The 26,352-nt window shown below is 34.4% G+C and carries 24 protein-coding genes; 7 read left to right on the top strand and 17 right to left on the bottom strand.

Annotation, left to right across the window (positions count from 1 at the left end):
• Positions 1-6 precede the first annotated feature (6 nt).
• From hisIE to ACQ5J2_RS04330, 10 genes are all read right to left on the bottom strand, one after another.
• Positions 7-600, bottom strand: a complete 594-nt coding sequence (gene hisIE, locus ACQ5J2_RS04375; protein WP_432672518.1) for a bifunctional phosphoribosyl-AMP cyclohydrolase/phosphoribosyl-ATP diphosphatase HisIE — start codon at positions 598-600, stop codon at positions 7-9.
• On the bottom strand, positions 597-1,349 hold the full coding sequence (hisF, locus tag ACQ5J2_RS04370; RefSeq protein ID WP_432672517.1) for an imidazole glycerol phosphate synthase subunit HisF: 753 nt from the start codon (positions 1,347-1,349) through the stop codon (positions 597-599). Before hisF ends, hisIE begins: the two co-directional genes overlap by 4 nt.
• Positions 1,343-2,056, bottom strand: coding sequence for a 1-(5-phosphoribosyl)-5-[(5-phosphoribosylamino)methylideneamino]imidazole-4-carboxamide isomerase (gene hisA, locus ACQ5J2_RS04365; protein ID WP_432672516.1), 714 nt, complete (start codon positions 2,054-2,056; stop codon positions 1,343-1,345). The genes hisF and hisA overlap by 7 nt, the downstream gene beginning before the upstream one ends.
• A complete protein-coding gene (gene hisH / locus ACQ5J2_RS04360; RefSeq protein WP_432672515.1) occupies positions 2,053-2,631 on the bottom strand; it encodes an imidazole glycerol phosphate synthase subunit HisH in 579 nt (192 codons plus the stop codon). Before hisH ends, hisA begins: the two co-directional genes overlap by 4 nt.
• The gene (hisB, locus tag ACQ5J2_RS04355; protein WP_432672514.1) at positions 2,628-3,719 is read right to left on the bottom strand and encodes a bifunctional histidinol-phosphatase/imidazoleglycerol-phosphate dehydratase HisB; all 1,092 of its coding nucleotides are present in this window, start codon (positions 3,717-3,719) and stop codon (positions 2,628-2,630) included. Before hisB ends, hisH begins: the two co-directional genes overlap by 4 nt.
• Entirely contained in the window at positions 3,716-4,729 is a 1,014-nt protein-coding gene (hisC, locus tag ACQ5J2_RS04350) for a histidinol-phosphate transaminase (protein ID WP_432672513.1), read from the bottom strand. Before hisC ends, hisB begins: the two co-directional genes overlap by 4 nt.
• The gene (hisD, locus tag ACQ5J2_RS04345; protein ID WP_432672512.1) at positions 4,722-6,011 is read right to left on the bottom strand and encodes a histidinol dehydrogenase; all 1,290 of its coding nucleotides are present in this window, start codon (positions 6,009-6,011) and stop codon (positions 4,722-4,724) included. The genes hisC and hisD overlap by 8 nt, the downstream gene beginning before the upstream one ends.
• Positions 6,012-6,026: 15 nt before the next feature.
• Positions 6,027-6,884, bottom strand: coding sequence for an ATP phosphoribosyltransferase (gene hisG / locus ACQ5J2_RS04340; protein WP_432672511.1), 858 nt, complete (start codon positions 6,882-6,884; stop codon positions 6,027-6,029).
• A gap of 247 nt (positions 6,885-7,131) precedes the next feature.
• Positions 7,132-8,274, bottom strand: coding sequence for a lycopene cyclase family protein (locus ACQ5J2_RS04335; RefSeq protein ID WP_432672510.1), 1,143 nt, complete (start codon positions 8,272-8,274; stop codon positions 7,132-7,134).
• A 63-nt stretch (positions 8,275-8,337) separates the two neighbouring features.
• Positions 8,338-10,641, bottom strand: a complete 2,304-nt coding sequence (locus ACQ5J2_RS04330) for a TonB-dependent receptor (RefSeq protein ID WP_432672509.1) — start codon at positions 10,639-10,641, stop codon at positions 8,338-8,340.
• Positions 10,642-10,787: 146 nt separating this feature from the next.
• On the opposite strand from ACQ5J2_RS04330, the gene ACQ5J2_RS04325 reads away from it, so the two are divergent.
• Positions 10,788-11,441: a metal-dependent transcriptional regulator gene (locus ACQ5J2_RS04325; RefSeq protein WP_432672508.1), complete on the top strand. Its 654-nt coding sequence runs from the start codon at positions 10,788-10,790 to the stop codon at positions 11,439-11,441.
• Here ACQ5J2_RS04325 and ACQ5J2_RS04320 read toward each other — a convergent pair.
• From ACQ5J2_RS04320 to ACQ5J2_RS04305, 4 genes are read right to left on the bottom strand one after another with little or no spacing between them, the layout of a single operon-like run.
• A complete protein-coding gene (locus ACQ5J2_RS04320; protein ID WP_432672507.1) occupies positions 11,438-11,569 on the bottom strand; it encodes a FeoB-associated Cys-rich membrane protein in 132 nt (43 codons plus the stop codon). The genes ACQ5J2_RS04325 and ACQ5J2_RS04320 overlap by 4 nt on opposite strands.
• A gap of 1 nt (position 11,570) precedes the next feature.
• Positions 11,571-13,673, bottom strand: coding sequence for a ferrous iron transport protein B (gene feoB, locus ACQ5J2_RS04315; RefSeq protein WP_432672506.1), 2,103 nt, complete (start codon positions 13,671-13,673; stop codon positions 11,571-11,573).
• Positions 13,674-13,678: 5 nt separating this feature from the next.
• The gene (locus ACQ5J2_RS04310) at positions 13,679-13,912 is read right to left on the bottom strand and encodes a FeoA family protein (protein WP_432672505.1); all 234 of its coding nucleotides are present in this window, start codon (positions 13,910-13,912) and stop codon (positions 13,679-13,681) included.
• Positions 13,913-13,969: 57 nt separating this feature from the next.
• The gene (locus ACQ5J2_RS04305; protein ID WP_432672504.1) at positions 13,970-14,641 is read right to left on the bottom strand and encodes an SCO family protein; all 672 of its coding nucleotides are present in this window, start codon (positions 14,639-14,641) and stop codon (positions 13,970-13,972) included.
• Between the two features lie 131 nt (positions 14,642-14,772).
• Here ACQ5J2_RS04305 and ACQ5J2_RS04300 point away from each other — a divergent pair, with 131 nt between their 5' ends.
• Together ACQ5J2_RS04300 and ACQ5J2_RS04295 are read left to right on the top strand one after the other, a co-directional pair.
• Positions 14,773-16,833, top strand: coding sequence for a M13 family metallopeptidase (locus ACQ5J2_RS04300; RefSeq protein ID WP_432672503.1), 2,061 nt, complete (start codon positions 14,773-14,775; stop codon positions 16,831-16,833).
• A gap of 197 nt (positions 16,834-17,030) precedes the next feature.
• Complete coding sequence (locus ACQ5J2_RS04295; protein WP_432672502.1) at positions 17,031-17,582, top strand: hypothetical protein; 552 nt, start codon at positions 17,031-17,033, stop codon at positions 17,580-17,582.
• 9 nt (positions 17,583-17,591) lie between these two features.
• Here the strand turns inward: ACQ5J2_RS04295 and ACQ5J2_RS04290 are convergent, their stop codons facing one another.
• From ACQ5J2_RS04290 to arsC, 3 genes are all read right to left on the bottom strand, one after another.
• Positions 17,592-18,467, bottom strand: coding sequence for a cation diffusion facilitator family transporter (locus ACQ5J2_RS04290; protein ID WP_432672501.1), 876 nt, complete (start codon positions 18,465-18,467; stop codon positions 17,592-17,594).
• 311 nt (positions 18,468-18,778) lie between these two features.
• Entirely contained in the window at positions 18,779-21,250 is a 2,472-nt protein-coding gene (locus tag ACQ5J2_RS04285) for a TonB-dependent receptor domain-containing protein (RefSeq protein WP_432672500.1), read from the bottom strand.
• A gap of 97 nt (positions 21,251-21,347) precedes the next feature.
• A complete protein-coding gene (arsC, locus tag ACQ5J2_RS04280; protein ID WP_432672499.1) occupies positions 21,348-21,689 on the bottom strand; it encodes an arsenate reductase (glutaredoxin) in 342 nt (113 codons plus the stop codon).
• Between the two features lie 83 nt (positions 21,690-21,772).
• On the opposite strand from arsC, the gene ACQ5J2_RS04275 reads away from it, so the two are divergent.
• The 4 genes from ACQ5J2_RS04275 (at position 21,773) to ACQ5J2_RS04260 (ending at position 26,334) form a co-directional block, all read left to right on the top strand.
• Entirely contained in the window at positions 21,773-22,687 is a 915-nt protein-coding gene (locus ACQ5J2_RS04275; RefSeq protein ID WP_432672498.1) for a CPBP family intramembrane glutamic endopeptidase, read from the top strand.
• 3 nt (positions 22,688-22,690) lie between these two features.
• Positions 22,691-23,740: an AMP-binding protein gene (locus tag ACQ5J2_RS04270; RefSeq protein ID WP_432672497.1), complete on the top strand. Its 1,050-nt coding sequence runs from the start codon at positions 22,691-22,693 to the stop codon at positions 23,738-23,740.
• 355 nt (positions 23,741-24,095) lie between these two features.
• A complete protein-coding gene (locus tag ACQ5J2_RS04265) occupies positions 24,096-24,272 on the top strand; it encodes a hypothetical protein (RefSeq protein ID WP_432672496.1) in 177 nt (58 codons plus the stop codon).
• 85 nt (positions 24,273-24,357) lie between these two features.
• Positions 24,358-26,334, top strand: coding sequence for an ATP-binding protein (locus ACQ5J2_RS04260; protein ID WP_432672495.1), 1,977 nt, complete (start codon positions 24,358-24,360; stop codon positions 26,332-26,334).
• Positions 26,335-26,352 lie beyond the last annotated feature (18 nt).

The following is a 26,352-nucleotide window of genomic DNA, read 5'->3' as shown; positions in this document are numbered from 1 at the left end:
TGAAAACTATTTATTCTTCATTCTTCGCTTTAATTCAGTCTCAATATCACTTAATTTCAAGTTTTTAGCTTTCAGTAAAATCAGGTAGTGAAAAAGTAAATCTGCCGCTTCGCCGATAAACAAATCTTGGTTATCGTCTTTCGCTTCAATTACTAATTCAACTGCTTCTTCCCCCACTTTCTGTGCAATTTTGTTCATACCTTTCTGAAAAAGTGAAGCAACATAAGATTCCGAAGTGGGATTATTCACACGTTCTTCTATCGTATTTTCTAACTCATTTAAGAAAGAAACCGAAGCTTCATTTGCAAAACAAGAAGTCGTTCCGTTGTGACAAGTTGGCCCATTTGGAATGACTTCAATTAACAAAGAATCATTGTCACAATCCCCTTTTATTGAAACTACATTTAGAAAATTACCCGAAGTTTCACCTTTTGTCCACAACCGATTTTTACTTCTACTGAAAAAAGTGACTTTGTTTTCCTGTTTCGTTTTTTGTAAAGCTTCTTCGTTCATGTAACCTAACATCAAAACCTGTTGGGTTTCGTCATTTTGAATAATTACTGGAATTAATCCATTATTTTTTGAGAAATCTAAGTTCATCTGATTGGAATATTTTTTGTTTTTAAATAATTTTTTAAAGTCGGAATTGGCACTTCATTAAAGTGAAAAATACTAGCGGCTAATCCGGCACTAACTTCCGTTTGAAGAAATAAATCGGCAAAATGCTCTGCATTTCCAGCACCTCCAGAAGCAATTACCGGAATATTTATGGCTTCACTAATGGCGTTTGTAATTTCTAAGGCAAATCCAGTTTTCGAACCATCATTGTCCATTGAGGTTAATAAAATTTCGCCAGCACCTAATTCTTCGACTTTTCTTGCCCAATCCATTGCTAAAATCCCAGTGGTTTCCGTTCCGCCTTTGATGAACACATACCAATCATTTTTTATTTTCTTAATGTCTATGGCAACCACTACACTTTGACTTCCAAATGCGTCTGAGATTTGAGTGATCAATTTAGGATTTAAAACGGCAGCCGAATTTATACTGATTTTATCAGCACCGGATTCCAACAGTAAGCGAGCATCCTCAACGGAGTTAATTCCGCCCCCAACTGTGAACGGAATATTGATTTCTTTTGACAATTGTTTCACCATTTCAACCAATGTTTTCCGCTTTTCTAATGTGGCAGAGATGTCTAAAAAAACCAGTTCATCTGCACCGTTTTTCGAATAAAAAGAAGCTAGTTCTACCGGATTTCCAGCGTCTTTCAATTCTAAAAACTGAACACCTTTTACCACGCGACCGTCCTTAATATCCAAACAAGGTATAATTCTTTTCTTTAGCATAATTCGCGTAAATTTTCAATTTTTATCGTTCCTTCGTAAATTGCTTTCCCAATAATTGCTCCTTCGCATCCTAAGGTTTTTAGAAGTTCCAAATCGGAAATTGTGGTTACACCGCCACTTGCAATCAAATTCACTTTTGTTTGCTCTAAAATACTTTCATACAATTCATTAGAAGTTCCTTGAAGCATTCCGTCTTTTGAAATATCGGTGCAAATTACGTTTGAAATCCCCTTAGAAACGTAATCCGAAATGTATGCAATCACATCTATTTCAGAAGTTTCAAGCCAACCTTGTGTGGCAATTTTACGGTTCAAACAATCGGCACCTAAAATGATTTTATCATTTCCAAATTCCTTCAACCATTCTAAAAATTCTTTTGGATTATTTGCTGCAATACTCCCACCTGTAATTTGTTTGGCTCCGTTTTCAAAAGCAATTTCGAGGTCTTTACGTTGTTTCAATCCACCACCAAAATCAATTTTCAGATTGGTTTTTGCAGCAATTTGATACAGCACTTTATGGTTAATTATCTCGTGTGATTTTGCTCCATCTAAATCTACTAAATGCAAATATTGAATTCCATTATCTTCAAAATATTTAGCTACTTCCAATGGGTTTTCATTGTAAATTTTCTGCGTTTTGTAATCGCCTTTGGTCAATCGGACGCATTTTCCGTTGATAATATCGATGGCTGGAATGATTCTCATAATTTCAAAAAGTTTAATAAAAGTTGTTCGCCAACATTTGATGATTTTTCAGGGTGAAATTGAGTTGCATAAAAATTATTTTTTTGCATCGAAGCACTGAATGGAACAATGTAATCACAAACTGAAGTAGTTTCTGAACAAATTTCAGCGTAAAAACTATGCACAAAATAAAAATCTTCTTCTGATGAATTTTCATTGTATAATTCTGATTTTAAGCCGGAAATTGTATTCCAACCCATGTGTGGTACTTTCAATTTTGGTTCAAATTTCTTCACATTTACATCGAAAATTCCCAGACATTTAGTGTTTCCTTCGTCAGAAAAATTACACATTAGTTGTTGCCCCAAACAAATTCCTAAAACAGGTTGCTTCAGATTTTTTATCACGTTTTCTAATCCTTTTTCTCTTAGGTAATTCATTGCCGAACTCGCTTCACCAACACCAGGAAAAATCACTTTTTCGGCATTTTTCAATAGATTTTCATCATCCGTAACGATGCACGAATAACCCAATCTTTCTATCGCATTTTTCACTGAAGTGATATTTCCCGCATTATATTTTACAATTGCTATCATAATATGCCTTTTGTGCTTGGTATGCCGTTCGTACCGTCTTTTTGAACCGCCATTTTTATCGCTTTTGCGAAAGCTTTAAATATCGATTCGATTTTGTGGTGCTCGTTTTCACCTTCAGATTTAATATTCAAATTGCATTTGGCTCCATCACAAAACGATTTGAAAAAGTGTGAAAACATCTCAGTTGGCATTTCTCCTATTTTCTCTCGGTTAAATTTTGCATCCCAGACCAACCAAGAACGACCTCCAAAATCTATTGCCACTTGCGACAAACAATCGTCCATTGGCAATAAAAAACCATAACGAGTTATTCCTTTTTTAGAACCTAAAGCTTGAGTAAATGCTTCCCCTAAAGCAATCCCAACGTCTTCAATGGTGTGGTGTTCATCAACAAATAAATCACCATTTACATTGATATTCAAATCGATATTTCCGTGTTTTGCAATTTGTTCTAACATATGGTCAAAAAATCCTAAGCCTGTTTTAATGTAACTTTTACCACTTCCGTCTAAATTAATTTGAACGGAAATTTCGGTTTCTTTTGTAGTTCGAATGACTTCTGAAACACGTGCTTGTTCTTTTAGAAATTGATAAATAGTTTGCCAAGAAGTTGTAGATAAAGTCGCATTTTCATTGACTTCCGCCGAAATAAAAATAGCTTGGCTTCCTAAATTTTCTGCAAGTTGAATGTCGGTAATTCTATCGCCAATGACGAAAGAATTTTTCAAATCATAATTACCTTTTACAAATTGTTGCAACAATGCTGTTCCTGGTTTTCTGGTAGGTAAATTTTGTTCAGGAAGCGAAACGTCGATAATTACATCCGAAAATAAAATTCCTTCGTTTTCAAAGGCTTTCATCATCATATTTTGTGCAGGCCAAAAGGTGTTTTCTGGGAAATAATTAGTTCCCATTCCGTCTTGATTAGTTACCATGACAAGTTCGTAATCAAGCTCGTTTGCAATTCTCGATAAATATTGAAAAACTTGTGGGTAAAACTCTAATTTTTCTAAACTATCGACTTGAAAATCAATTGGCGGCTCAATAATTAACGTTCCGTCTCGGTCTATAAATAATACTTTTTTCATGATTCTAAAAGTTGAAGTGCATACATTAATTGTTGGTTTTCTCTTGGCGTTCCAATTGTGATTCGAATTGTGTTTTCAACAACTGAACTTCTGTTTCTAGTGATGATTTGTTGTTCAATTAAAATGCTATAAATTTCGGTTGCGTTTTGCATTTCAACAAGTAAGAAATTAGCTTCCGAAGGATAAATTTTCACCACAAAATCCAATTCTAAAAGTGCATTTTTCAGTTTTTCCCTTTCTACTTTTATTAAAGCTACGTTCGACTTGAAATTCGCTTCATCGGCAAGTGCTAAAACTGCTGCTTCTTGATTCAACAGACTTACGTTGTAAGGTGGTTTCACTTTATTCATAACAGTAATTATTGCCTCATTTGCATAAGCAATTCCTACCCGAACGGCCGCCAAACCTCTTGCTTTACTAAAGGTTTGCGATACAATTAAATTCGGATCCTGATTGATTTTTGAAACCAAAGATGGCGATTCGCTGAAATCAATGTAAGCTTCATCTAAAAACACAATTCCGTTGAAATTTTCGATGATATATTCGAGATTTTCTAATGCATTTCCCGTTGGATTATTAGGTGAACACAAGTATAAAATTTTTGCGTTTTGTGCTAAAATGGCTTTGGTATCCAATTGAAAATCAACAGTTAATGGAATCGAAATTATTTCTACATTATTAATGTTGGCATAAACTTCATACATTCCGTAAGTTGGCGGACAAATTATTATTTTATCTTCATTTGGTTCGCAAAAAACACGTTGCACCAAATCAATAATTTCATCGCTTCCATTTCCTATCAAAATATTTTTGACGGTCACTTTCTTTTGACTACTCAAAATTTGTTTCAAACGCCATTGATACGGGTCAGGATAACGATTCAAATTACCAAAAGGATTTTCATTTGCATCCAGAAATATTCCTTGATTGCTTGTATATTCGTCTCTCGCACTCGAATAAGGCGTTAGCGAACGAATATTTTTTCTAATTAAGTTGTTGATGTTATCCATTTTGTATTTTTTTTAATCGAACCGAAACCGCATTTTTGTGTGCTTCTAATTTTTCTGCTTGAGCCATAATTTCTATTGTTGGACCAAGATTTTGAATTCCTTGAGCGGTGATTTTTTGAAATGTGATTTTTTTGACAAAACTATCTAAAGAAACGCCACTATAATTTCTGGCAAAACCGTTGGTTGGTAGCGTGTGATTGGTTCCGCTTGCGTAATCTCCAGCACTTTCGCAACTGTAATTTCCTATAAAAACCGAACCCGCATTTTCAATCAAATTAATTTTATCTTCCGCATCTGCAATGGCTAAAATCAAGTGTTCTGGTGCATAAAAATTACTGAATTCAATTCCCAAATCAATTTCATCAAAAACCAAAGCACGACTGTTTTGCAATGCTTTTTCTACTACAGATTCTCTGGGTAAAAATGCTTTTTGTTTTGCAATTTCAACTGCCACTTTTTCGACAATTTCTTCAGAATTGGTAACCAGAATCACTTGACTATCGCCTCCGTGTTCAGCTTGAGAAAGTAAATCAGAAGCTACAAATTCGGGGTCGCAAGTTTCATCAGTAATAACCAGTAATTCACTTGGTCCAGCAGGTAAATCGATGGCTAAACCCAATTGTTGAGCATATTGTTTAGCAGCCGTTACATATTGATTTCCCGGTCCAAATATTTTTGAAACTTTTGGAATTTCATCTGTACCAAAAGTCATTGCAGCAATTGCTTGAATGCCGCCTACTTTATAAATTTGAGTGACTCCAGTTAATTTCGCAGCATATAAAATCGCTGGGTTGATATTTCCTTGTTTGTCAGGTGGTGAACACAAAATTATGTTCTTACAACCGGCAATTATAGCAGGAATGGCCAACATTAAAACGGTTGAAAAAAGTGGAGCTGTTCCTCCTGGAATATAAATCCCAACCGTATCAATAGCTCGTGATTCTCTCCAACAAAAAACGCCAGAAGTAGTTTCAATTGTGTTAGAAATCTCTTTTTGAGCACTATGAAATTTGGTAATATTTTCAGCAGCAGTTTGAATTGCAGTTTTTAAATCAGTCGACACTTCTTGAACCGCTTTTTCAATTTCTGCAGGAGTTATAGCTAAATTTTCTATGTTAACTCCGTCAAAATAACTCGTGTATTTTTTTACCGCATTACCGCCGTTTTTTTGAATGTCATTAAAAATTGATTTGACTGTTTCGTTTAAATCAACTTTCGCAACCGCCTCGCGTTTTGCCAATTCTTCCCATTGTTCGGGATTTGGGTTTAAGTACGTTTTCATTTCTTTGAAATTAAATTAGCGAATCATTTTTTCTATTGGAATAATCAAAATTCCTTCGGCACCGAGATTCTTGAGTTGCTCGATAATTTGCCAGTAATCATCTTCTTGAATCACTGAATGAAGACTACTCCAATCTTTTTCGACAAGTGGTAAAATTGTAGGGGATTTCATTCCAGGTAAAACCGAACAAATTTCATCTATAGCTGAATTTGGTGCATTTAACAGAATATATTTGTTCCTTTTTCCTTCTCGAACGGCTTTAATTCGGAACAATAATTTGTCTAAAATAACTTGATTTTCTTGCGAAAGATTTTTATTTGAAATTAAAACTGCCTCACTTTTAGTAACCGTTTCCACTTCTTTCAATCCGTTCATTAAAAGCGTACTTCCTGTACTTACGATATCAAAAACGGCATCTGCGAGTCCGATACTTGTAGCAATTTCGACACTTCCGCTAATTTCTTCGATTAAAACAGAGATGTTATTTTTAGCAAAAAAGTTGTTCAGAATTTTTGGATAACTGGTTGCAATGCGTTTTCCTTGAAAATAATTTAAGTCGGTATAAATCTCATCTTTTGGAATTGCCAACGACATTCGGCAACCTGCAAAACCTAATTGTTCAATAATATTGACTTGTTTATCCTTTTCCCAAACTTCATTTTCGCCAAGAACTCCAATATCGGCAACACCTTGCTCCACATATTGAGGAATATCATCATCCCGCAGGAATAAAATTTCGATAGGAAAGTTTTGAGCAACGGCTTTTAATTTTCTTTCGCCGTTAGAAATTTTGATACCACATTCTTCTAGAAGTTGAAGTGATTTTTCACTTAATCGGCCACTTTTTTGAACCGCAATTTTTAAAGTATTCATTTTTTATTTTGGATAAAATCTGAATGCACTGCGGAAGGCTGAAAAACAAAAAACCGTCTAAGTACACTCAGACGGTTTTTAATTATAAGTATATACAATACATCATTAACTCGCCTGGATGGTGAGATGATGATGATGTAAATTTGTGATAATCGTGTTCATTGTTTTTATTTGATGGGACAAAACTAAGGTTAAACATTGAGAAAAAAATCACTTTTTAGTAAGTTTAACATTTGTCTAATTCAATTTATTTGAAAATTCTAGAAAATAAGGCATTCAAAAATGGCATTTTCGGACATTGCCAAATTACCTTTAAATCCTGCCCTAGTGAAGTTTCTTCGTCCAAAAATTTGAAGATTAAAGATGCTTTCACCTTTCTAAACATTGATGAAAATATAGAAGAACCGATTTCATTTTTATGAAACAAAATATGAATTAATAATAAATCGTAGAACCAAAATTTATCTTTTCGGTGAAATTTTCTAAAGTCGGAATGATTTTGTAAAAAGCGAACTACTTCTTTTGATTTCTTGGTCGTGTTTTTAAAAGTATAGCCGGTACTTGCCTTTGTCCAACCTCCGGCAGAACCTATGTTCAGTATGTTTTGGGTATTATCTTTCCAAAAAGGATAACAAGTCATGGGAATGTTTCCGTGTTCTTTCTCCACAATTTCATATTCTGAGATACCCAATTTTTTAATGTAATCTTTAATTCCAATTTCGTATTCTTCTTTGTTTAATAAAGTTGGAGAAAAGAGCGTGTATTCCAGCAAAGCTTCGGTGGAAGAAGTGGGTAAAACATACATGAAACGAGTTGTATCTTTTTGCGGGATTGAAAAATCCATAAAAGTTGCCGTTTCAGGAGTAAAAACTGATTCTTTAGATTTTATAAACCAGCCGATGAAATGTTGTTGTACCAGCGGAAATTTAGTTTGTGAAAGCACTAAATTTGGATTGTAAAGGCTGTTGAATAATTTTTCTCCATGAAAAACTCCAAGATTCGTTTCAACTACAATTCCTTTTTCTGATTCTGAAAAATTTGAAATTTGCGCTTCTAGAAATTCAATATTCGGTTGTTGATTTATTAGTTCAAACATTTTTTTATAGAAATCCACTGCACGAACCGTTTTGTAAATATACGGTTGCAAGTCTAATTTTCGGGAATAACGACTGCTTTTAAAATTAGCCGTTTCGTATTTCTTAGCTAAAATAGCATCAAAATCACCCGATTCTTTTTCCCAGAAACTCCACGTTTTATCGTTTGTTATCTTCGAATTAGCATCTATTAAAAGTATTTTTTGTTCTGAAAACGATCCGGATTGAATCATTTCATAAACCGTCATCAATGACGATAATCCTGCTCCAGCAAAAATAAAGGTGTACTTTTTCATGAAAATATTTAACATCGTAAAAGTACACCTATTGAACTAAAAATCAAATTAAACAAGTCTTAACTAATCGCGACTAATCTTTAATCCTACAAAAATAGTCCGTGGTAATGCCGGACCATAAACGTAGTTACTGTCTCGGTTTTTACCAATGTCAAAATCAGATTGATATTGATTAAAGATGTTTTTTAAACCTCCGTAAATTTCAAAATTCATGTCAAATTTCTTATTAGGAATATTGTAGGCAATTTTACTATTTACTTCTGAAAAACTTTTTGTCTTTATAAATTCATCTGTATTTTGATTGACAGCACCAGCAAAATGGGCAATTTTCATCGAACCCGTAAATACATAATTCAAATTAATTTTTAAGCGTTCTGAAGCATTCAACGTCAAATTTGCAAAACCATATTGATTGGGTGTTCTCAAAAAGTCACTTGTTGGTGCAACGCCGTCAATATAAGTTACCGCCTTGTCAAATTGAGCCGTTTGTGCGGTAAAACCCGATTCAAACTGTACTTTTCTATTGTAATTTGCCCGTAATTCTAATGTGATTCCATGAACGGTGGCACCGTCTCCATTTTGTTTTTCGAAAATTTCTCCAAATTCATCGCTATCGATATTTTCCAAAACAAAAGCATCATTCAAATGCGTATAAAAACCTTCCAATGTAAATCCGGCAATGAATTTTTCAGTCGCTTTATCGTAATTTACAGAAGCACTCCAGCTTTTTGAACGTTCTTCAATTAGATTTGGGTCGTAAATAACTCGAGAAACACCTCCACCGGCAAAAGCAATATGCAAATCGGTATCAAATGCTTGTGGTGCACGAAATCCAGTTCCATAACTCAGTCTGAATTGTGTAGTTTCCTTTAATTTGTACATCAAAGCCAATCTTGGACTCAAAACCACGTCGTCAATCAAATTGTGAAAGTCCATCCGAACGCCTGATAACAAACTTACACTTGGAAGAATTTCCCAATCACTTTGGACAAAAGAACCTACGTTTTCGGTATGTTGGTCAATTTCATAATTATAAGAACGAATCTCATCGAAAACTTTATCCGAAATATATTCCGAACCCAGTGTAAAAACATTGGTTCCCTTCAAGAAATTGTCCACGCGATAATTGAATTGCAAACCACCTTGCAACGTTTGCGTATCCGAAACTCCATACGGCGGATTTTCAAGATGATGCTGCAATGCGGGATTTTCATCAGGAATAATTCCAGTATAATGGGTTCTATCGGTGTTTTGCCAAGCTCCAAAAGCGATAAGAGATGATTTTTTATCGTCAAAATTGATTTGGTAATCCAAACTTCCCAACCAAATTTTGTGTTTTCGTTCTTCCGATTGTTGTGTTAGATAAGCGGGTTTATCAACCATTTCTCCTCCAAAACGGTATTCATTGATATTGCTAAGACTAATTTCTAGCTTTTGATTTTCAGTCGGTTTAAAAAATAAATTTGCACCAAGCGAATTGTTTTCGATGTAAGGAATTTCAGAAAAATTATCATTATTAGCATCAAAAAAATCGCGTTCTCTATGCGTCATAAATAAGGAAACTCCAGCATCGCGTTTTTCGGAAACGAATGTCGCATTACCGTTGAATTGATAATCAGTACTTTTTCCGTCTAAATTGTGGTAGGTTGAATTTAATTCAAAAGAATCTCGACTTGGAATTTTGGTAATGACATTCACAGTTCCACCAATCGCACTCGAACCGTAAAGTGAACCTCCACCTCCACGAATAACTTCGATTCGGTCAATCATATTTACCGGTAATTGTTCCATGCCGTACAATCCCATCAACGGACTAAAAATAGGTCTTCCATTTATCAAAATTTGGGAATAACCGCCTGCTAAACCGTTCATTCGCAATTGTTGATAGTTGCACGTCTGGCAATCCGTTTCTACACGAAGTCCTGGTTGAAATTTTAATCCTTCTGACAAATTGCAAACTTGAAGATTTTCTAAGGTTTTACTGTCTAAAACGCCCACGATAATTGGACTGTCGGTTTTTCTTTTAAATGTTTTTGTTCCTGTGACCACTACTTCTTGCAAGTCATTTTGAAAATTTGTTAAGTCAAAATTCAAAGTGTAATTCAAATCTTCGCTTAAAACAATCTCCTTCTTGGCTGATTGATAAGCAACACCCGAAACCACAATTTCATAAACTCCAGCAGATAAATTGGTAAATTGGTAATAACCTTTATTATTGCTAGAAGTCATTTTTTGACTATTATTTAGTGTTATTGTAACAGATTCGATTGTTCGGTTGTCTGATGTAATAGTTCCAGAAATAGTTTTGTCTTGTCCAAAAACTGCTGAAGAACAAAGTAAGAAAAATGTAAAAATAGATATTTTCATAATTGCTAAATTAAAATTTAGACAAATCTAAAAATTATTTTAGCTAATACAATATTATAATTGGTTTTAATTAAAACTTTTAATTTCTACACCGTAAAACAAATTCATTTATCTTTGGTTTTTGCTTATCCTAAAATTTAAAACAAATGACTTTTTCAGAAGAAAATTATCTTAAAACAATTTATCACCTCACTACATTTTTGGATACAGGTATTAGCACCAATGCTATTGCTGAAAAAATGGAAACAAAAGCGTCTTCTGTTACCGATATGTTGAAGAAATTAGCCGAAAAAGATTTGGTACACTATAAAAAATACCAAGGTGTTTCTTTAACAGAAAATGGAAAATTAGCAGCAAAAATGATTGTGAGAAAGCACCGTTTATGGGAAGTTTTCTTAGTTGAAAAATTAGATTTTTCTTGGGATGAAGTGCATGATGTTGCCGAACAATTGGAACATATTAAATCGGAAAAATTAATCAATAAACTGGATACTTTTTTAGGGAACCCAACGGAAGATCCACATGGAGACCCGATTCCGGATGCAAATGGAAATATAATTAAAATTGAAAAACAGCTGCTTTCTGAAATTGGAACCGCAAAAAAAACAATTTGTGTGGGTGTGAAAGATACTTCTACTGAATTTTTACAATATTTAGACAAGCAGAAAATCGCATTAGGCTCTACAATTGAAGTGCTTTCTAAAGAAGATTTTGATTCATCCTTACTTTTAAAAGTGAACAATCAGGAATTGACTGTTTCGAGTAAAATCGCAAGTAATTTATTTGTGCAGTTGGTTTAATGACAACCGCTACATTCATCATCTGTCCCGCAACCTTTGTTTTTTTTATTCCAAAAAAACTTTCTAGCCAGAAAAAGCACGGCTAAAAACAAGATTACAAAAGCTATTATTTCCTGAACATCAATCATATTATTTTAAAATTTGGTATGCAATTAAAGCCACAACGTAAGCCAAACCGCTCATAAAAAACAGCTGAATAACCGGCCATTTCCAAGTATTGGTTTCCTTTTTTGTAATTGCTAAAGTACTTGCACATTGCATGGCAAAAGCATAAAACAGTAAGAGCGAAATTCCCGTAGGCAAATCAAAAATCTTTTTTCCAGTGGTGGGATTTACTTCAGATGCCATTTTACTTTTAATAGTTGCTTCATTATCGGCATCACCCACACTGTAAATCGTGGCTAATGTTCCAACAAAAACTTCTCTTGCTGCAAAAGATGTGATTAAAGCAATTCCGATTTTCCAATCGTACCCCAACGGACGGATGGCAGGTTCAATACCGCGTCCCATAATCCCGATGTAAGAATTTTCTAGTTTGTAGGAATTAATTTCAGATTCTAAATCATGACCCGTGAGGTTCTCAAATTTCGGATTTGCTTTTACAATATTTTTAGCATTGTTAAACGCTTCGCCGGGACCGTAGGAGGCTAAAAACCATAAAACAATAGAAATGGCTAATATGATTTTCCCAGCTCCAGCGACAAATGCTTTGGTTTTTTCCAAGACGTTAATTACTACGTTTTTAAAAATAGGCAACTTATAATTCGGCATTTCAATGACGAAAAACGTTTTGCCTTTTACTTTCAGAATTTTATTTAAGATGTAAGCGGATATGATTGCTGCTGCAAAACCAAGTAAATAAAGCAACATTAAAGTCAGTCCCTGAGCGTTGAAAATTCCAAAAATTCGCGTTTTAGGAATCACCAATGCTATCAAAATAGTATAAACTGGTAATCGTGCGGAACAAGTGGTAAAAGGTGTGACGAGAATTGTAATCAGTCGTTCTTTCCAGTTTTCTATATTTCGAGTCGCCATAATTGCCGGAATTGCACATGCGGTTCCTGAAATTAAGGGCACAACACTTTTTCCGCTTAAACCAAATTTTCGCATGATTTTATCCATCAAGAAAACAACGCGACTCATATAACCACTTTCTTCCAAAATAGAAATAAAGAGAAACAAAAATGCAATTTGCGGAATGAAAATAACGATACCTCCAATTCCTGGGATGATTCCTTGTGAAATTAAATCGGTTAAAACTCCAGCAGGTAAATTATTGGATGCAAAAGCGGCAAAATTTGCAAAAGTTTCATCGATAAAATCCATTGGGATACTCGACCAATCAAAAATGGATTGAAAAATAAGTAATAATATGCCGAAGAAAATAACGTAACCCCAAATTTTATGGGTCAATATTCGGTCCAATCTACTTTGGAAATCAGTAGCATTGTCCACATCAATCGTACGTCCCACTTTCAAAACATCGTTGATAAACTGGTACCTTTTTATGGTTTCCTTTTGTTGCAAACGCTTGAGCTCAGAATTTGGTTTTGCAAAATTATTAGTATCAACTACATTTTTGTCCAATTTTGAAAAATTGACATCTTGCGTAATCACCAACCATAATTTGTATAAAGACTGATTTGGAAACGCTTTCCGTAAGCTATCAAAATAAGGGACATCAATACTAGACGCGTTCAAACAAGGTTGAGTGGATAACTGGTTGTACTCAACAATCATCATTTTCAGATTGTCAATTCCAATTTTTTTTCGCGAACTGATTAGTGCAATTCTAGTATTAAATTTTTCTTCCAGATAGGGAATATCAAGTGTAATTCCTTTTACTTCCATACGATCTGCCATATTGATGACTAAAATCGTAGGGATTTCTAAATCTTTTATTTGCGTAAAAAGAAGCAAATTACGTTTCAAATTTTCAACATCCGTTACTACAATTGCAACATCAGGGAAAAGTTTGTCGTTTTTATTCATTAACAGTTCAATGACTACATTTTCATCAAGTGAACTAGCATTCAAACTGTAGGTTCCTGGTAAATCTAAAATAGTTGCTTTGAAATCCAACGGTAAATTACAAATACCTATCTTTTTTTCAACCGTAATTCCGGGATAATTTCCTACTTGTTGGTGTAAACCGGTTAGTAAATTAAAAACCGAAGTCTTCCCTGTATTGGGATTACCGATTAATGCAACTTTTATATTTTGATGGGACATGAACTTTAGTCTTCAGTGGTTTCAGTAAAAATATCTTTCGCCATTTCAATTCGGATGGCTAAGAAACTATCATTGATATTTAAAAATAAGGGGTCACCCAAAGGCGCTTTTTGAATTAAAACCACTGAATTTCCAGGCAAACAACCCATTTCAATTAGTTTTAAAGGAATAACACTGCTGTCAAAATCAGTAATTATGGCGTGCTCTCCTATTCGAAGTTGTGCTATTGACTTTTGCAAAGCTTATTTAGATTAAATTTAGATTGCGAAAGTACAAATTTTAATTCTAATAAATCGTTAATTTTCGTTTTCTGATAACCAATTAATATCCTCTATAAGTCTTGTGATATCTTCTGTTTTCGTACCGTCGTAAAATCCACGAACACGTCTTTTTGAGTCAACTAAAATAAAATTTTCGGTATGAACCATATCATACAATTCTTCAGGACTACCCGTTTTCACTGCTAAATACGATTTTCGAGCAATTCCGTAAATTTCCTTTTTGTCACCAGTAACCAAGTTCCATTTAGAATCTACTACTCCATTTTTCAGAGCATATTCTTTTAAAACAGGAACAGTATCCGTATCAGGCAAAACGGAATGTGAAAGCAACATCACTTTTGGATTATTTAGAATTGCTTTCTGAATTTCAACCATATTCGAAGTCATTCGCGGACAAATTGTTTGACAAGTGGTGAAGAAAAAGTCGGCGACATATATTTTACCTTCATAATCTTTTTGCGTAATCGTCTTTCCGTTTTGATTGGTAAACGAAAAATCAGCAATGGTATGGTATTTACTAACATGTTGCACTGTACTGTCCACTAATTCAGGATTTACATCTGATGGATTCATAATGGGCAAACGTTTTTTTGGCGTCAAAACATTCATAAATAAAACGATACTTATGATAGAAAAAACCATGAAAGTGATAATAATAATCTTGTATTGCTTAAGTAATTTTATCATAATTGAAATTTGTTGCAAAAATACAAAAACTACCAAAGTCTATTCCTTTACAACTGTTATCTAAATCATAAATTAACATTTTTTAAAATAGAAAAAGATATTTTTGTTAGACAATCAAATTTTAAATTCAAATGAAATATTATTTAAGCAAAAAACTGCTTTTTGTACTTCCTGTTTTAGTGGGATTTTCTGAAATGCAAGGGCAAACTAAGCCTGCAAATGTGCCCGGAATCGATGTCACTTTAATGGACAAATCGGTTCGTCCACAGGATGACTTTTTTAACTTTGTAAACGGCGACTGGTTAAAGAAAACCGAAATTCCAAGCGACAGAACGCGTTGGGGAAGTTTTGACGAACTGCGTCAAAATACCGATAATGATGCTTTGGCTATTTTGAAAGAAGCCGCTGCCAATCCTAAGTACACTTCGAATACCGACCAAGGAAAAGCGGTGGGTTTATACCTGAGCATTCTTGACACTGTAACGCGAAATAAGCAAGGTGTTAGTCCGTTAAAGCCCTATTTAGCTAAAATCAATAAAGTAAAAACGGTAAAAGATTTACAAGCTTTACTAACTGAAATGGAATCGACTGGAGGTTTAGGCTTCTTCGGAATTTATGTTGGAGCGGATGCCAAAAACAGCAACCGAAATGTTGTAACTCTTGGCTTAGGTTCTGTAGGTCTTCCAGACCGTGATTATTATGTTTCTGATGATGCAGATTCTAAGGAAAAAAGAGCAAAATATGTAACTCACGTTGCCCGAATGTTGCAATATATTGGTGAAAAACCTGCAAAAGCGAAAACAGATGCAGTAAAGATTTTGGCATTAGAAACTGAAATGTCACAACCTCGATTAGACCGTGTGGAACGTCGTGATAGCAGAAAAACGTACAACCCAATGTCGATTGCTGAATTGCAAAAACTAACACCATCGATTAACTGGAACAACTATTTGAATGGTGTAGGATTGAAAAACATGGACTCCTTGATTGTTTCTCAACCCAAGTACATGACCGCTTTGGAAACGATGTTCAAAGAAAACAAAGTAGAAGATTGGAAAGCCTACATGAGATGGACGCTTTTAAATTCAGCTACCTCTGTATTATCTACAGAAATTGAGGAAGCTAATTTTGATTTCTACGGAAAGACTTTAACTGGTGCTATCAAACAAAGACCTCGTGATGAACGTGCTTTGCAAGTGGTAAACGGTGCTACAGGTGAAGCTTTAGGAAAATTATATGTTGAGAAAAAATTCCCTGCTGAAGCGAAAGCGAAAGCGGAGAAAATGATTAAAAACGTGTTTTTAGCTTTTGAAAACCGGATTAACAACTTGCCTTGGATGAACAAAGCGACAAAGGTGAGTGCTGTTGAAAAATTACACAAATCAAGAATCAAGATTGGTTATCCTGACAAATGGAAAGATTATTCAGCTTTAACGATTAAGAATCCTAAAGAAGGCGGAACTTTTTTCTCTAACATGCAAGCTATTGCAGAATGGAGTTTCAAGAAAAACATTGATGATTTGGACAAACCGGTAGACAAAGACGAATGGTTCATGTCGCCCCAAACCGTAAATGCGTATTACAATCCTTCGTATAACGAAATTGTATTTCCAGCAGCTATTTTGCAGCCGCCGTTTTACAATTACCAAGCAGATGAAGCCGTAAATTACGGTGGAATTGGAGCCGTAATAGGACACGAAATCTCTCACGGTTTTGATGATTCAGGTTCCCGTTTTAATGCAGATGGAAACTTAATCAACTGGTGGAGTGATGAAGATTTAAAATTATTTACAGGTTTAGGTGGAGCGCTTGCCGACCAATACAGTGCTTTGCAACCGTTACCGGGAACTTATGTAGATGGAAAATTTACATTAGGTGAAAACATTGGTGATTTAGGTGGTGTGAACGCTGCTTACGATGGACTGCAATTGTATTTGAAAGAAAATCCAAATGAACCAAATATTGATGGATTTACTCCAAATCAACGTTTCTTTATCTCTTGGGCAACTATTTGGAGAACAAAAGCACGTGATGAAGCCATTAAAAATCAAGTGAAAACAGACCCACATTCGCCAGGAAATTATAGAGCTTATGTGCCTTTGCAAAATGTGGATGCTTTTTATAAAGCATTTGACATTACTAAAAAGGACGGAATGTATATTGCTCCAGAAAATAGAGTGAAAATCTGGTAATAATTAATTTTACTGAATCTATTTCAATAAATAAAAAGCTTCGGAAGTAAATTTCGAAGCTTTTTTGTTAATAACAGAATAATAGAAACCTTTAATATCAACAACAATTTTGATGAATTGTAAAAAAAGAATTACATTTATTTCAAAATAATAAACATATTACAAAGTACTGTAAAAAGCATTTAAAAATGAATCTATTGACTAAACTACTAGAAAAATCCAAAACCACAAAAGAGCTTTTGTCATTCACAAAACATGGGGATGAAACATTTTGGTTTGGATATGTTACAGAATATTCAGAAGAACATGTTGCGATACAACATTTTACAAAATATGGAAAAAATGATGGAATTATATTACATCCTTTGAGTGATTTTCAGCGCATAGATTATCACGATGACTACAGCAAAGCGATGCAGCCTGTAATTGATTATTCAGATGAGATACATAAATCAAATAATATTAAACTAAATTTCAATGAAAGTGAAGATTTTTACTTAAGTATAATTCGTCAATTTCTTGAAGAAAAAAACATTATAATAAGTATTCAAATCAATAACGATGAATACTCAACAGGCTATATTAATGAAATTTCAGAAATTGATTTTTCAATGATTTGCGTTGGGAAAATGGGAGAAGATTTAGGTATCTCAATATTGAAAGTAGAAGATATCACAAGTATTCAAATTGATGATATTGATAATAGAAAAAGAAATCTTCTTTATAAATGGAGAAAAACCAGTTTATAACAAACTTTCCTAACCCTCCCAAGGCTCAATATGAATCAAAATATTAGATAATTCGGGGAGTTCCAGCATCAAAGTATCCTTAGCAGTATGCGAAATTGCATGACCTTCGGTTACGGACAAATTTCCATCAACTAGCAAATGTAAATCGACTAGAAAAGTCATTCCGGTTTTTCTTACAAAGCATTTTTCAGTACCATCAACACCGGGAACTTTCTCGGCAATTGCTCTAATTTCGAGAATTAAATCATCGTAAACATGTTCGTCGAGAATTTCACCAAGAGCCGGTCTGAAAATTAGATAAGCATTATAGACGATAAACAATGAAGCAATTAATGCTGCCCAATCATCGGCGGTTTCGTAACCCGGACCCATATATATTGCAATTGAAATCCCGATGAAAGCCATCAATGAAGTTATCGCGTCACTCCGGTGGTGCCAAGCATCAGCTTTTAAAGAAGAACTGTTAGTTTCCTCTCCTTTTTTTGAAATAATGCGATAGAAAACTTCCTTAATAATAATGATGACGGCTAAGACAATTAAGGTATAATTTTCAGGGATTTCATGTGGCGTTTGGATGTTGATAATACTTTGATAAGCAATGAGTGTTGCCGAAATTAGCAGAAAACCCACAACTAAAAACGTAACCAAAGTTTCGGCTCGACCGTGACCATAGGGATGATTAGAATCGGCTGGACGGGAAGAATATTTGATACCAAACAATACTAGTGCAGACGAAAAAACATCGGTTAGCGATTCGATGGCATCTGCAACCAAGGCATACGAATTTCCAAAAATACCCGTAATTCCTTTGGCTATAGCCAAAAATAAGTTCCCGAAAATACTGAGATAGGTGGCGTGAATTGCTTTCTGTATGTTAGATTTCATTGGGGATTTTTAGAAAAGCAAAGTTATCCGATAATTATAAATGAGCGTATAAAAGCTGCTAAAATTGGTAATAAAAAAAGCAGCGCTGTGAAATTCTTAAGTCGACCTACTAAACGGTGAGGCTGACCTACTAAATACCGAGGCTCGCCTACGAAATAGATAGGCGAGCCTATAAAATAGGTAGGCTCGCCTACGAAAATCATAGGCGAGCCTACCAAATACCGAGGCGAGCCTACCAAATAATAAGGCCCGCCTATGAAAACCATAAGCGGGCCCTATCAATAGGACCACTATTTTATTCCTAAAATGGATTAACCTTGAAAGTCTCCTTCTTCGCCACCATCTCCGCCTCTAGGACGTTCACGCTCGTTTTTCTTTCTGTTAAAACGGTAGGTGAATGACAGGTTAATTTGACGTTCACGCCATTGATATTCTGAATAGGCATTTTGCGAAGGCAAATTGGTTTCCGTAATTCTTTTTCTTGAATTGAATAAATCACTAACGTTTAAGGCTAGAGTCCCTTTGTCTTTCAAGATATCTTTACTGAACGCTAAATTCATACTCAAAATACCTTCTGAACTTCCTTGTGCTGTAGTTTGTGGAGCATTATAAGTTCCGTTTGTTTGCCAATCAATTCCTAATGGCAACGATACTTTTGAAGTAATTCGTGCAAACAAAGATAATGCTGTGTTGCTAAAATCAATGGTTTCTGAATTGTTATTTAAATCCACAAACGTATAATTTCCTTTGGTTTGATTTCTAAAGAAGTTGAAATTTCCGTTAAGATTCCACCATTTGAATGCTTTATAAGACAGGGTAAATTCAAAACCGTAACGGTCTTCAGAACCTACGTTTATTGGCGAAGTTACCAATACTGATTTGTTGTCAATAATTTCTGTATTTCTCACAAACTGAACTGCATCTTTCGTTCTGTTGAAATACATGGAAGTATTAAATGTAAATTGACTCCATTTTTTTAAGTATCCAATATCGTAAGCATCCGTTAACGATGGGTCTAAGTTTGGATTTCCACGAAACTGGTTGATGTCACTTGAGAAGCTAGAAAACGGATTAATAAATCGAGAACGTGGACGTGAAATACGCTTGCTGTAACTCAACGAAATGTTTTCAAAATCATCTAATTCGTACGTCAAAAATGCACTTGGAAACAAGTTATTGTATTTTTTTGTATTGAAAAGTGCTTGTGTAAACTGGTTGACCTCAATGTTTGAATCTTCAAAACGCAACCCTACTAAATAAGAGAACTTATTGATTTTAGACCCAAACTGAGTATACACTGCATTTACTTCTTCTCTATATTGCAAGACATTAGAGTAAAGTGCATCGTTTGTCCAAACGCCACTTTCTAAACTTTCAACGGAATAATCAGTAGTTAAGTCAGTAAGATTTCGTCTAAAACCGGCTTCAAATCTATTGTTATCACCCATAGGCAATACATAATCGGCTTGAATTAGCATTCTTTTTTGTTTTTGCAAACTTCCAGTTCGTTGTTCGCTTGTAAAAAAAGTATTGTTAGCAATATCGTTCGCATTGATTGCAATATTAGAATCATCGTCGTCTCTGCTTAATGAATATGACGCATCAATACTCAACTGGTGACCGTCTGTCTTGAATTTTTTAATGAAATTACTGGAGTAATCAAAGTCATGGTCTTCATTCGCTTGGTCATTGAACCTATTGGTCGTGTAGTTTAAAACTTTATTAACATCGTATCGGTATTGGAAGACATTATCAGGGTTTTCGCCATCACTGTTTCGGTAAGCAAATGTATTGGTCCAAGAAGCCGTAGGGGTTACGTACCATTCTAAACCAAGATTTCCGTTGTATCCTTGTCGTAAACGTTCGTTCGTTCTACGTTCGTTTAAGTAGTAATCCGTGTTACCATTTGCATCTAAATATTCGGTATCCGTTCGCGAGTTTCCTGGTCCTTTACGGTAACTGTAACCTTGAGTTGTAAAAACATTAAAGTTTTTTGAACGTAAATTTACAGTTCCATTAATTCCGTAATTATCAGGGTTTCCAAGTGTAGTAGTTACCGTTCCGTTTACACCAAGATTTTTACCTTTTTTAAGTACAATATTGATGATTCCTCCACCACCTTCGGCATCGTATCGAGCAGATGGATTCGTAATAACCTCAACCTTATCAATGGTTTCCGCCGGAATTAATTTCAACGCTTCAGCAATGTTGATTCCACCTAAGCCTGACGGTTTTCCGTCAATTAAGATTCGAACGTTGTCGTTTCCTCTTAAACTTACATTTCCTTCCACATCTACAGAAACCGAAGGTACATTGTCAAGAACATCACTTACTGTTCCTCCTTTTACCATCATGTCTTGGCCTACATTGTAGACTTTCTTATCCAATTTAATTTCGACAGTTGATTCTTCTTTTCTGATTTCAACAGCTTGAAGCAATGTGGCATCTTCCACTAACGAAAAAGTACCTAAATTTACTTGCGATTCAATCGTGCGGGTTTTAAGTTCAACGGGTTTAAACGAAATAAATTCGATTTTTATATTGTAGGTGCCTGTTTTAATATCAAAATCAAACTCCCCTTTTGCGTTTGTAATTCCGCCCGAAACCGCACTGGGATTTCCAACTTCTACAAATGTGATTGTGGTATATTCTAAAGGTTGGCTTGTAATTTTATCAATTACTTTTCCCGAAACTTTTACTTTTTGAGGTTCTGATTGTTGTGCAAAACTTAGATTGGCAAAAAGCAAGGCAAATAAAACAAGGAAGGAATAAAGCTGTCGCATGTAAGAGGATTTAAAAATTCTTATATTAGACGGCAAAAATACCGCTTGGTTTAAGGCGGTTTTCACAATGAATTGTTAAATGCACCTTAAACAAACGTTATATAAAATCATTCAATTTTTCAGGAGGACGGGCTACAATCGCTTTATCTTCAAAGATAGCGATGGGGCGTTCAATTAAAATTGGGTTTTCTACCAAAGCCTTGATTATTTCTTTATTAGAGAGGTTTTTTCCTTTAAAATTTTCTTTCCAAAGCGATTCGTTTTGACGCACTAATTCTAAAGGAGAGTAATTTAATTTCGCAAGAAGTGTTTCTAATTCGTTAGAAGTGGGTGGATTCTCTAAATATTTGATTATTCTAAATTCTTTTCCTGAGGCTTCTAATATTTTAATTGCTTCTCGCGATTTGCCGCAACGGTTGTTGTGATAAACTTGAATCATTTTTTTTTTACAAATTAACTGAAATCATTAGAGAAATTAAAGTAAATTAGTGCTTAACAATTTAACTAAAATAGAAACTGACAATGTACATCGATCAATTAGCGGATAAAAAAACAAGTTTACTATTATATCTTCCTTTACCGTTGTGTTTTTTTGCGTTAATGCTGTTTAACTATTTTGGCACGCAAGGAACTGATACAGAAGTTTTAATTCACAACATGATTGAGAACTTTGGGGTCAATGTTACCTTTATTGTTCTAGTGGGTCCTTTGGCTGCATTTTGTTTGGGATTGCTTTTTTGGGTAAAATTTGTACACGACCAAAGCCTTACGAGCTTGACCACTTCTCGAAAAAAAGTAGATTGGCGGCGTGTGTTCTTCTCGTTTTTTCTTTGGGGAACATTCGTGGTAGTAACAACTTTACTCGCTTATTATACTACTCCAGAAAATTATGTGTTCCATTTCAAGCCTGTTCCCTTTTTTATCTTTCTGATATTGGCACTTATTTTAATTCCGTTACAAACGAGTTTTGAGGAATATTTCTTCAGAGGGTATTTGATGCAAGGGCTCGGATTAGCTACTAAATCACGCTGGTTTCCGTTTGTATTTACTTCTGTAGCTTTTGGATTGATGCACATTGCAAATCCTGAAGTAGGAAAAATGGGTTACATTATTCTTATTTATTACATCGGGACGGGATTTTTTCTCGGAATTTTGACTTTGATGGACGAAGGTTTAGAACTCGCTTTGGGGTTTCACGCTGCAAATAATCTTATTGGAGCATTGCTATTAACTTCGGATTGGTCTGCGTTTCAAACCCATTCTATCTTTAAAGATGTAGCAGAACCTTCGGCGGGATATGATGTAATTCTACCCGTTTTTATCGTTTTTCCCATACTACTATTTATCTTTAGTAAGAAATACGGTTGGAAAAATTGGAAACAAAAACTTTTTGGCCCTTTAGATTATAACACAACTACAAATCATATAAATTCCTAAATTATGGACAACCTTACTTATCTTGACATAAATCCTAAATTCAAATTAAACGGTCGTTCTGTGACCAAAGAAGACTTGTACATTGTGGCATACAGCTACATTAAGGAAGGTGATGCTTCTGAGAAACCTGTTGGTGAATTTTTGCTGGATTGGTTTGACGACAGTCCTTTTATCGAAATGCATACTTCGGGAAGTACCGGAATTCCGAAAAAGATTCGGGTAGCTAAGCAATCGATGGTGAATTCTGCCTTGGCGTCTGGGGCATTTTTCGACTTGCAATACGGCAACAAGATTTTAAATTGTTTGCCAATGAAATATGTGGCGGGAAAAATGATGTTTGTTCGCAGTTTTATTTTGGGACTCGAGATGGATTTTGTGCAACCGTCGCTTCATCCGTTAGAGAAACTGGAAGGCTGTTATGACTTTTGTGCGATGGTGCCGCTTCAGGCTCAAAATTCGTTGAAAGATTTACATCTGATAAAGAAACTAATCGTAGGAGGTGCAAAAATAAATGCGAAACTCGAAAAGCAATTGCTTAAATTGAAAAAAACAGAATGTTATGAAACCTTTGGTATGACTGAAACGGTTTCGCACATTGCTGCTAAAAAAGTAGGCGAAAATGCTTTCAGGTTAATGCCGAATGTTTCGATTGAAACGGACGATAGAAGTTGCTTGATTATACATGCCCCTTTATTAGTTGACGAACCTATTGTTACCAATGATTTAATTGAAATTATCGATGGCAATCAGTTTAAGTTTCTGGGACGTCTTGACAATGTGATTAATTCGGGTGGAGTGAAAATCAATCCGGAAATGGTGGAAGAAAAGTTGGTTGATAAAATCAGTCCGCGGTTTATGATTTGCGGAAAACCTGATATTGATTTGGGTGAGAAAGTAGTTTTACTGATTGAATCAGAACCTTTTGTTGTGGACGAGTCTATTTTTAAAGGTTTGGATAAGTTTGAAAAACCTAAGGAAATTCATTTTGTGAAACAGTTTAAGGAGTCTGGCAATGGGAAGTTGCTGAGGAAGGAAACGATGTGTTTGGCTTAAAAGCAACATACCTTTAAATAAGTAAGAAATATAAGCATCCGTTTTGACGGGTGCTTTTTTTGTTCTCGGATTATTATAAATTTATAGTGCCCAATTATATTTCAAGCCTGCCACCAGAAATCCAGTACATTACTACTAAAAATCTATTCTCCATTTTCTTTTCTCTATATTCTTTCCACCACACTTTTTAACATTAATTACTAAAAAGCCGTAAATCCCCACCTCTATTTCAGAGTAGTTTTACAATGTAATATTACAATTACCCGGAATTCCTAAAATTTATTTTTAAACCATAACGCATTTATACAAATGCAGTTATAAAGCAATTCTTTGTCTAATTTTAATATTTACTATCATGAAAAATCTACTTTTTATACTCGTGTCACTGCTTTTACTTTCTTTTTTATCTTCTTGTACCGCGGAAGAACTGCCTGAAATAGAACCAACTTTGGAGATGGAAAATGTTGACCCGATTCCTCCAGTAGAGGGAGAACCCCCTGTAAGAACTATCCCACCTGTAAAAATCCCTTAAATGATTCTGAAAGTAGAGAAATAGTTTGTATTATAAATTGCTTCTCTACATTTTTACCTATTTTTGGATTAAAAAGCAATAACCTTTGAATAAAAATTTCCTCTTTTTATTTCTTTTTCTAATTAGTTGTAACAATCAAGTTGAAAATAAATCTCGACTTGAAGTTCCTGATAAAATTGCCTACGATACTATAGTAAGAAATCAATTAATAAAAGATGCTAACTCCGAAATATTAAATGGTGATATTGCCGGTTTTTATAAAATTTCTTCCGCTTTAGAAAAGCAAGCCGTCATTAGCTCTGATACTTCAGGAATTCTTTACTCAAGAATGAATTTAGGATATTATTTTTCAGAAATATACCAGATTGATAGCGCTTATTTTTATCTCACTTCTGCAGAAAAACTTTCAAAAAACACAAAATCCAAGGAATTACTTGAATATCTGTTGCAATATAAAGCAGATATTCTTTGGTCACAAAAAAACTATCTTGAAGCACAATCATATTCTATAGAAGCATTAAAAATTTTAAAAATTAAAAAAAATCCAGAACTAGAACACACTTGTTATGTTACAATTGCTAATTCACTTGAAGGTGTAAACAAAAATAATGAAGCATTAAAATATTACAATAAAGCTTTAGAGGTAGTTAATACTAAAAATGTTGCTTTTGCAAACTCTCATACTTCAATGTTATATTTTTATATTTCTACAATTTATGAGAAACAAAACAACATTACCAAATCTATAGAATATATCAACAAAGGTCTTTCAAACAATAATTTAAAAAGTGAAAACATTAGAGTCTACTCTTATTTGAAAAACACTTTAGGAAAATCAATCTATAAAACTCAAAAAGAAAAAGCCTTATCAATTTATACCGAAAATTTAAAAATTGGTGACAGTCTTAATTTTGCACCACTTCAAGTAACAAGTCAATTACGGTTGGGAGAATACTATCTTTTTTATAAAGACACTTTAAAAGCAAACACCTATCTGCTGAAAGCAAAAGAAATAGCTCATAAAAACCAAATTTTTGATGATGAACTAATAACTTTAAAACTACTCTCAAAATCCAACCCATCTAAAAGCAACTACTATTCGGAACGCTACATTCAGTTAAACGATAGTTTACTTGCTGTAGAACGAGCCACTCGCGACAAGTTTGCCCGAATAGAATTTGAAACCGATGAAATCTCAACTCAAAAAAACCAATTTGAAAAAGAAAACAAGAAGCTCAACACCCGCTTACTTATTGCCATTGGCTTCGCACTGCTTCTCCTTCTATCCTTATATTTATGGTTTAAAAACAAATCCAACAAAGCAAAAATAACCGAACTTAAACTAATTCAAGAAAAGCAAGAATTACAAAACAATGAATTGCTGTTCATCCAAGAACAACAACGCAAAGACGAAAAAATGTACCAACTCTTGTTGCATCAACAAGATAAAATTGAAGAAGGAAAACAGACCGAAAAAATAAGAATTTCCCGCGAATTACACGATGGGATTATGGGAAAATTGTCAGGAATACGATTGAACCTCTATATCCTCAAGAAAAAAACAGACCCGGAAACCATTGCAAGATGTTTAGAATACATAAAAGAGATACAAGTCATCGAAAATGACCTGAGAAAATTGTCACACGATTTAAACAAAGACACTATTTCAAGTGCTAATGGAATTGAAAACGAAATCAACAACCTATTTAACGAAATTAAAAACCATCAAAATATTGAATTTGATTTGGAAATAGGGCAAGGAATTATTTGGGAAAACATCAAATATATCGCTAAACTCAATTTGTACCGAATCATTCAAGAAGCTTTACACAATATTGACAAGTATGCAAAGGCTAAAATAGTGGTGATTACGATAGCACAAAAAGAACAATCACTCTTGATTCAAATTAAAGACGACGGTATTGGATTTGACTCCAATCAAAAAAAAGAAGGGATAGGTTTAAAAAACATGCGAGAACGAACGGAAGAATCTGGAGGTACATTTTCTATCGAAACGGCACCAAAAAAAGGCACCAAAATAAATTTGCAACTTCCGTTTTAGTGTACTACTTTTATGTGC

It is taken from the genome of Flavobacterium sp. SM2513, from assembly GCF_050908145.1.
GTDB lineage: Bacteria > Bacteroidota > Bacteroidia > Flavobacteriales > Flavobacteriaceae > Flavobacterium.
This window is presented reverse-complemented; position numbering and strand designations above follow the sequence as displayed.

Bases quoted from the DNA above. Each gene is read 5' to 3' on its own strand.
- arsC (WP_432672499.1), bottom strand. From the start codon at position 21,689: ATGATTCAAGTTTATCACAACAACCGTTGCGGCAAATCGCGAGAAGCA.
- ACQ5J2_RS04275 (WP_432672498.1), top strand. From the start codon at position 21,773: ATGTACATCGATCAATTAGCGGATAAAAAAACAAGTTTACTATTATAT.
- hisA (WP_432672516.1), bottom strand. From the start codon at position 2,056: ATGAGAATCATTCCAGCCATCGATATTATCAACGGAAAATGCGTCCGA.
- ACQ5J2_RS04330 (WP_432672509.1), bottom strand. From the start codon at position 10,641: ATGAAAATATCTATTTTTACATTTTTCTTACTTTGTTCTTCAGCAGTT.
- ACQ5J2_RS04270 (WP_432672497.1), top strand. From the start codon at position 22,691: ATGGACAACCTTACTTATCTTGACATAAATCCTAAATTCAAATTAAAC.
- ACQ5J2_RS04290 (WP_432672501.1), bottom strand. From the start codon at position 18,467: ATGAAATCTAACATACAGAAAGCAATTCACGCCACCTATCTCAGTATT.
- hisH (WP_432672515.1), bottom strand. From the start codon at position 2,631: ATGATAGCAATTGTAAAATATAATGCGGGAAATATCACTTCAGTGAAA.
- hisIE (WP_432672518.1), bottom strand. From the start codon at position 600: ATGAACTTAGATTTCTCAAAAAATAATGGATTAATTCCAGTAATTATT.
- feoB (WP_432672506.1), bottom strand. From the start codon at position 13,673: ATGTCCCATCAAAATATAAAAGTTGCATTAATCGGTAATCCCAATACA.
- hisB (WP_432672514.1), bottom strand. From the start codon at position 3,719: ATGAAAAAAGTATTATTTATAGACCGAGACGGAACGTTAATTATTGAG.
- hisC (WP_432672513.1), bottom strand. From the start codon at position 4,729: ATGGATAACATCAACAACTTAATTAGAAAAAATATTCGTTCGCTAACG.
- ACQ5J2_RS04320 (WP_432672507.1), bottom strand. From the start codon at position 11,569: ATGATTGATGTTCAGGAAATAATAGCTTTTGTAATCTTGTTTTTAGCC.
- ACQ5J2_RS04285 (WP_432672500.1), bottom strand. From the start codon at position 21,250: ATGCGACAGCTTTATTCCTTCCTTGTTTTATTTGCCTTGCTTTTTGCC.
- ACQ5J2_RS04335 (WP_432672510.1), bottom strand. From the start codon at position 8,274: ATGAAAAAGTACACCTTTATTTTTGCTGGAGCAGGATTATCGTCATTG.
- ACQ5J2_RS04305 (WP_432672504.1), bottom strand. From the start codon at position 14,641: ATGATAAAATTACTTAAGCAATACAAGATTATTATTATCACTTTCATG.
- ACQ5J2_RS04300 (WP_432672503.1), top strand. From the start codon at position 14,773: ATGAAATATTATTTAAGCAAAAAACTGCTTTTTGTACTTCCTGTTTTA.
- ACQ5J2_RS04265 (WP_432672496.1), top strand. From the start codon at position 24,096: ATGAAAAATCTACTTTTTATACTCGTGTCACTGCTTTTACTTTCTTTT.
- hisF (WP_432672517.1), bottom strand. From the start codon at position 1,349: ATGCTAAAGAAAAGAATTATACCTTGTTTGGATATTAAGGACGGTCGC.
- hisG (WP_432672511.1), bottom strand. From the start codon at position 6,884: ATGAATACTTTAAAAATTGCGGTTCAAAAAAGTGGCCGATTAAGTGAA.
- ACQ5J2_RS04325 (WP_432672508.1), top strand. From the start codon at position 10,788: ATGACTTTTTCAGAAGAAAATTATCTTAAAACAATTTATCACCTCACT.
- hisD (WP_432672512.1), bottom strand. From the start codon at position 6,011: ATGAAAACGTACTTAAACCCAAATCCCGAACAATGGGAAGAATTGGCA.